This window comes from Halochromatium sp., from assembly GCF_054919635.1.
This window is the reverse complement of sequence record NZ_JBUDPI010000203.1, coordinates 1-6,858: the sequence shown is the minus strand read 5'-3', so window position 1 is coordinate 6,858 and position 6,858 is coordinate 1. Positions and strand designations below refer to the sequence as shown.

Here is a 6,858-nt window from a genome sequence, read left to right as displayed (position 1 = left end):
CCCGACGCCTTGACCGGCTTCAGCGCCGCTCCTGCGCATCGGACAACCCGTTTAGGAGTCCCCATGGCCGAGCAGCTCACGCTCTCCATCATCAAGCCCAATGCCGTCGCCAAGAACGCTATCGGTGCCATCTGTAGCCGCTTCGAGCAAGCAGGACTGCAGATCGTTGCTGCCCGCATGCTGCACATGAGCCTAGAGCAGGCCAGCGCCTTCTACGCCGAGCACCAGGGCAAGGGCTTTTTCGACGAATTGGTCGGCTTCATGACCTCCGGTCCTGTTGTCGTCATGGCCCTGCAGGGCGAAGACGCCATCGCCAAGAACCGCGAGCTGATGGGCGCCACCAACCCCGCCAACGCCGCACCTGGCACCATTCGCGCCGACTTCGCCGACTCCTTCACCGAGAACGCCGTGCACGGCTCCGATGCCCCAGAGACCGCCGAGCGCGAGATCGGCTTCTTCTTCCCGGATGGCATCTGCAAGCGCACCCGCTGAGACGAGCCCGACTGATGCAAGCCGCTGTCAGCACGAGCCCGCAGGCGCGGGTCCCACTGCTCGATCTCGACCGTCCGGGCTTCGAGGCGCTGACGGCTGGCTGGGGCTTTAAGCCCTTTCACGGCCGCAACCTGTTTCGTTGGCTGCACAAGCACGGCGTTTCCGACCTCGAGGCCATGACCGACCTCTCCAAGGCCCTGCGTGAGCGCTTGGCCGCCGAGACCCAGATCGACCTGCCGCGCGTCGCGGTCGAGAAGCCCTCCGCCGACGGCACCATCAAATGGCTGCTCGACCTGCATGATGGTCAGCGGGTCGAAACCGTCTATATCCCTGAGGAGGGCCGCAGTACGCTCTGTGTCTCATCACAGGTGGGCTGCGCGCTCGACTGCCGCTTCTGCGCGACGGCTCGCCAGGGCTTCAGTCGCAACCTGAGCACCGGTGAGATCATCGGCCAGGTCTGGCATGCCACGCGCGCGCTCGGCAAGCCACCGACCAACATCGTGATGATGGGCATGGGCGAGCCGCTCGCAAACTTCGATGCCGTGGTCAAGGCCATGGCGATCATGCAGGACGATTTCGCCTACATGCTGGCCAAGACCCGAGTCACGCTCTCGACCTCCGGCATCGTGCCCAACATCTACCGGCTTGCCGAGGTCAGCGATGTCTCATTGGCCGTTTCGCTGCATGCCCCGGACAATGTATTACGCGACGAGATCGTCCCGATCAACCGCAAGTATCCGCTCGAACAGCTGATCCCGGCCTGCAAGGCCTACCTGCGCGGCGAGCCGCGTCGGCGCATCACCTGGGAGTACGTGATGCTCAAGGATGTCAACGACAGCGACCGGCATGCGAAGGCACTGATCCGTCTGCTCGAGGGCACGCCTTCCAAGGTCAACCTGATCCCGTTCAACCCCTTTCCCGACAGCGGCTTCGAGACCAGCGACCCTGAGCGCATCGAGACCTTCCGGCAACGGCTCAAACGCTCCGGGCTGGTCGCCACCACGCGCAAGACCCGCGGCGATGAGATCGCTGCAGCCTGCGGTCAGCTCATCGGTCAGGTCCAGAACCGCCGGCTCAGACGCAGCCTAGTCGGCCGTCCCGCTGGCGTCGAGCTTCCCGTCAGCATTCATCCCTGATGCAGCCTGACCTCGGATGCCGCCACCAGATGCAACCGATGAATCACCGTCGATCGGCGCTTATCGTTGCTCTGGGCTCGCTAACACTGGCATTGTCACTCGCAGGATGCGCGAGTGGCTTCAAGAAGTCTAACGAGGTCCCTGAGGGCGAGAGCCCGGCCGACCTCTATGTCGATCTCGCCACGGAATATATCCAACGGGGCCAGCTCGACACCGCGCTTGGGCGCGCCAAGCAGGCGGTAGCCGCGGACCCCAGGAGTGCGCGCGCCCACTATATCCTCGCGATCGTCTATGAGCGTCTCGGCGATCGCGAGAGGGCGCAGCAGGGGTTTGCGGGGGCCGTCAAGCGTGCCCCACGAAACCCAGATTATCGCAATGCCTGGGGCGCCATGCTCTGTGCTGAGGGCCGGCATGATGCTGGCCTTCACGAGATCCAAGCAGCGCTTGCAGACCCGCTTTACCAGGGCCGCGAGGTCGCTCTGATGAACGCCGGGGATTGCTCGTTGCGCGCTGGCCGGCGCGGTGATTTCGAGCGCTATCTGCAGCAAGCCCTGGAGCTTAACCCCAATTTCGCGCCCGCGCTTCTCGAGCTAGCCAAGCTTGCTTATCAGCGCGGCGATTATCAGAGCGCACGTTCCTTGATGACGCGTTATTCTCGTACCGGTACAACCACCCCGGAAGCGCTCTTGTTAGCGGCGCGGATCGAGCGTCAGCTCGGCAATCTAAAGCTCGCTCGCACCCTCGAGAACGCCCTGCGCAACCGCTATCCCCAGTCTCCTGAGGTAATCGAACTGTGACTACGGCCGACAAGGCAGACGCCCTCACCCTTGACGAGCTCACCCCTGCTGGTGACTCGAGCGCGTCGTCAGCGGACTCGCCAGGACAACAGCTTCGGCGGGCGCGTGAGGCACGCGGACTCGACATCTCCCAGCTCGCTACCTCCCTGCGTATTGCACCCCAGGTCGTGGAGGCTCTCGAGCAAGACGATTACGCGCGTTTGCCCAGCGCCGTCTTCGTCTCTGGCTACATCCGCAGCTATGCCAGGCTCGTCGGACTCGATCCCGAGCCTTTGAACCAGCGCTTTCGTCGCCGGCATCCAGACGCCGAGCCGCCACCACGCCATGTCGCCCGCACCGAGGCTGCAGACAGCGATCACGAGGCTGGTGGTCTGGCCGTGTACCTGATCGCGGTGCTGGTTGTGCTAGCGCTGGTGGCAGGTGGTTATGGCTGGTGGGTCTCACGCCCGGGCCAAAGCGCTGCCGAACAAGCAGGCGCCCCACCAGATGCAGATCAGAACCGCACAGCAGGATCGCCAGCACCCTCTTCTGCGTTTGACGCTCGAGCGCCGGAGCGGCCGGCGCAAGCATCGAGTGCCGAGACCGAGGCTGCAACAGCACTCGAGACCGAAATCGACGCCCCATCGATGGAAGCCAGCGATTTACGCACCGCCAGCCCACCACCGACAGAATCTAGCGCCGATGTCGTGATCGCCGAGCGGGGCGATCAAGGACCTGCCTCGAGGTCCATCCGGGCCACCGACGCCCCAACCGACGCAACGGTCGATGCAGATGACGACATCTTAACGGATCGCTCCGCCGGCAGTGCCGCCCGAGGCCCCACTCAAGCCCCAGCTGTCGCTGCGCTGCCGACACCTGCAAGCCCTGATGACGAGCGCCCAGCCCTCACAACGACGGCAACCCCCTCAGCAGACAACGCCGCCGAGGATGCGGGGACCACAGAAACTCCGACCATTTTAGAGCTAGCGGCCGACACCACAGCGGACAACGGCACAGAAACCGGGACCGAGAGCAGCGAGTCCTCCAGCAAGCCCGTCGAGCTCAGCTTCACCGGCACCTGCTGGGTTGATATCCGCGACAGCACCGGAGAGGTACTCCTGTTCGGCGAGATGAGCCGGGGCGATCGAGAAATACTCGGCGGCGAGCCCCCTTACTCGCTCGTGATCGGCAATGCCGCCGCTGCCGAGCTGACGGTCGCTGGCCAAGCTTACGATCTCGACGCGGTCGCCCGCGGCAACGTGGCACGTTTCCAGCTCGATCCTGCGGAATTCGATGCTGAATCCGCCAATCCGAGCCCTGATACGGCGGTCGAAGCGAACGACTAGGATAGACACGATGACAAGGCAGACCCCCCTGCGGGCAATCCGCGGGATGCATGACCTGCTCCCAGACGACAGCGCGCGCTGGCAACAGCTCGAGGATCGCGCGCGCGCCCTGCTCGAGCGCTACGGATACACAGAGATGCGCACGCCGCTGGTGGAACAGAGCGAGCTGTTTAAACGCTCGATCGGCGAGGTCACCGACATTGTCGAGAAGGAGATGTACAGCTTCGAGGACCGCGGCGGCGACCAGCTCAGCCTGCGGCCCGAGGGCACCGCGAGCTGCGTTCGCGCGGCCATCGAGCACAGCCTGCTCGATCAGCCGCGCCGCATCTGGTATCGCGGCCCGATGTTCCGCCGCGAGCGTCCGCAGCGCGGGCGTTATCGTCAGTTCCACCAGATCGGCGTCGAGGTCTTCGGACTCACAGGCCCCGATATCGACCTTGAGGTGATCCTACTCACGCGCCGGCTCTGGGAGGCGCTCGGCTTGACCGACCTGCGGCTCGAGCTCAACAGCCTGGGCGACAGCGCCGAGCGCGCCGCCTATCGTCAGCAGCTCGTCGCGTACCTGCGCCAGCATGAAGCGCAGCTCGATGATGACAGTCGCCGGCGTCTCGAGACCAATCCGCTGCGCGTCCTCGACTCGAAGAATCCCGATCTTGCTGAGATCATCGCCCAAGCCCCGAGCCTGATCGATGCCCTCGGCAGCGACTCACGCGCGCACTTCGAGGCCCTCTGCGCTGGGCTCGAGCGCGCCGGCCTGGCCTATGAGATCAACCCCAGGCTGGTGCGTGGTCTCGACTACTACAACCGCACCGTCTTCGAATGGATCACCGATGCACTTGGCGCCCAGGGCACGGTCTGCGCCGGTGGGCGCTACGATGGCCTTGTCGAGCAGCTCGGCGGCCGCGCGACGCCGGCGGTCGGTTTCGCCCTCGGGCTCGAGCGGCTGCTCGAATTGAGTGAAACCGAGCCACCGCCAAGCATCGACGCCTACCTAATCGCGGTCGGTGAGCAGGCCAATGCGGCCGCAATGCCGATCGCCGAGCAGATCCGCGACGCCCTGCCCGAGCTACGCTTGCTCTGCCACTGCGGCGGGGGCAGCTTCAAGAGCCAGTTCAAACGCGCCGATCGCAGCGGCGCCAAGGTCGCACTGGTACTCGGCGACGACGAGCTGGCTCAGCAGCGCATCGGCATCAAGCCGCTGCGTGCCCCCGCCAGCGACGACCCGACCAACACCGGGCCGGCCAAGAGCGAGCAGAGCAAGACCGAGCAAACCAGCGTCGCCCTTGACGCCCTAGCCGATCGACTCCCCGATTTTCTCTGAATACCGACCGAGGACACCCATGGCTGAGCTGACCACAGACGACGAAAAGGTCGAAGCAATCAAGAAATGGTGGAAAGAGAACGGCACCGCGGTCATCGCCGGCATCGTCATCGGCCTGGTCGCCGTGTTTGGCTGGCGCGCCTGGGTCAATCATCAGGAGCAGGTCGGCCAGAACGCCTCACTCGCCTTCGAGCAACTGCTGATGGCGGCGAGCGCCGGGCAGCACGAATCGGCCGAGAAGCAGGCTGAGGCCTTGGCCGATGAGCACGCAGGCACGCCTTACGCGGCTCTAGCGGATCTCGCGCTGGCCAAGGTGCGGGTCGAGCAGAATAACCTTGCCGGTGCGGCTGAGGCCTTACGCTCGGCCCTGGACAAGGCCCCCGAGCCAAGCTTGGCCACGCTGGCCGCGTTTCGCCTGGCACGCGTCCTGATCGCCAGTGATGCCTACGACGAAGCGATGGCGGTGGTCGAGCTACACGACGACGGCGGCGCCTTCAGTGCGGATTTCGCCGGCCTACGCGGCGATATCGCACTGGCCCGCGGCCATATCGACGATGCGCGAGCAGCCTACGCAGAGGCCCTCGCCGGCAATGCCGGCCTCTCCCGGCTGATCGAGCTCAAGCTCCAAGATCTGCCGGCTGAGCCTGCTCCGACCTCTTGATCATCATGAACACGCATCGACTCGCTTGGCTCCCGCGCCGTGCACTACTGCTATCCCTCGCAAGCGCCTTGCTGCTGCAAGGCTGCGGCAGTCTGGGCCTTGGCTGGATGGGCCTCGGTCGCGAGAAGGACCCGAATCCACCCACCGAGCTCGCCAAGACGGCACCGCAGGAGGTTCAGGCCCGGACTGTCTGGACGACCCGCATCGGCAAGGGTAACGAAGGACGTGCACTCAGCCTGCGTCCCGCCATCGCTGGCAATCGCATCTATGCCGCTGACCATAGTGGAACCATTAGCGCGTTGAACGCGGCCGATGGTCGCGTGCTCTGGGAGCGCAAGACCCGCCTTCCCTTCAGCGGCGGTCCGGACGTCGACGGCGAGCGGCTGGCCATCGGCGCCTCGAACGGCGAGGTCCTCCTCCTCTCGACCCGAGACGGCAGCCAGCGCTGGCGTGCCCAGCTCGGTAGCGAGATCCTCTCGGTGCCCCGCATCATCGGCGACCTGGTCGTCATCCACACCATCGACGACAGCGTCTACGGCCTCGACCTCAGCGACGGCAGCGAGCGCTGGCGCTTCGGCTATGAGGCACCGATCCTGACGCTGCGCGGGAGTAGCACGCCAGCGGCGGGCCCTGACGGGATCATCGTCGGCCTCTCCAGCGGGCGCCTGGTCTACCTGGACCCAGAACAGGGGGTGCCGATCTGGGAGGTCGTGGTCTCGCCACCGAGCGGACGGACCGAACTCGAGCGCATCGCCGACATCGACACCGACCCCGTCGTGCTCGGCAATCAAGTCTTCGTCGCCAGCTTCAACGGGGATCTGGCCGCGGTCGATATCGGCAGCGGCGCAGTGCTCTGGCGACGCGAGCTCTCTGCCCATGCCGGCTTGGCGGCAACGCCAGAGTCGCTCTATATCACCGATTCCGAAGACCAGCTGTGGGCGGCCGACCCCACCGACGGCGCCGGACGCTGGCGCCAAGACGCCCTGCGCTATCGGCAGCTGACGGCACCGGTCGTCGTCGGCAATGCGCTGGTGGTGGGTGACCTGGAAGGCTATCTGCACTGGGTCTCAGGTCGCGACGGCCGCCTGCTCGGCCGCGAGCGAGTCGGCAAGGCTGCGGTCGCATC

7 protein-coding genes are annotated in these 6,858 nt (G+C 65.5%); all 7 read left to right on the top strand.

The window, feature by feature from the left end; genetic code table 11:
• Positions 1-63 precede the first annotated feature (63 nt).
• The gene (gene ndk, locus ACY693_RS12440) at positions 64-492 is read left to right on the top strand and encodes a nucleoside-diphosphate kinase (protein WP_462322146.1); all 429 of its coding nucleotides are present in this window, start codon (positions 64-66) and stop codon (positions 490-492) included.
• Between the two features lie 14 nt (positions 493-506).
• Positions 507-1,628: a dual-specificity RNA methyltransferase RlmN gene (gene rlmN, locus ACY693_RS12435; RefSeq protein ID WP_462322145.1), complete on the top strand. Its 1,122-nt coding sequence runs from the start codon at positions 507-509 to the stop codon at positions 1,626-1,628.
• Positions 1,629-1,666: 38 nt separating this feature from the next.
• Entirely contained in the window at positions 1,667-2,425 is a 759-nt protein-coding gene (gene pilW, locus ACY693_RS12430; RefSeq protein ID WP_462322144.1) for a type IV pilus biogenesis/stability protein PilW, read from the top strand.
• Positions 2,422-3,750, top strand: a complete 1,329-nt coding sequence (locus ACY693_RS12425) for a RodZ domain-containing protein (protein WP_462322143.1) — start codon at positions 2,422-2,424, stop codon at positions 3,748-3,750. The genes pilW and ACY693_RS12425 overlap by 4 nt, the downstream gene beginning before the upstream one ends.
• A 10-nt stretch (positions 3,751-3,760) precedes the next feature.
• Positions 3,761-5,071, top strand: a complete 1,311-nt coding sequence (hisS, locus tag ACY693_RS12420) for a histidine--tRNA ligase (RefSeq protein ID WP_462322142.1) — start codon at positions 3,761-3,763, stop codon at positions 5,069-5,071.
• 19 nt (positions 5,072-5,090) lie between these two features.
• Positions 5,091-5,732: a YfgM family protein gene (locus ACY693_RS12415; RefSeq protein ID WP_462322141.1), complete on the top strand. Its 642-nt coding sequence runs from the start codon at positions 5,091-5,093 to the stop codon at positions 5,730-5,732.
• Between the two features lie 5 nt (positions 5,733-5,737).
• Positions 5,738-6,858: outer membrane protein assembly factor BamB (gene bamB / locus ACY693_RS12410; RefSeq protein ID WP_462322140.1), on the top strand; the 1,121-nt coding region annotated here is incomplete at its 3' end.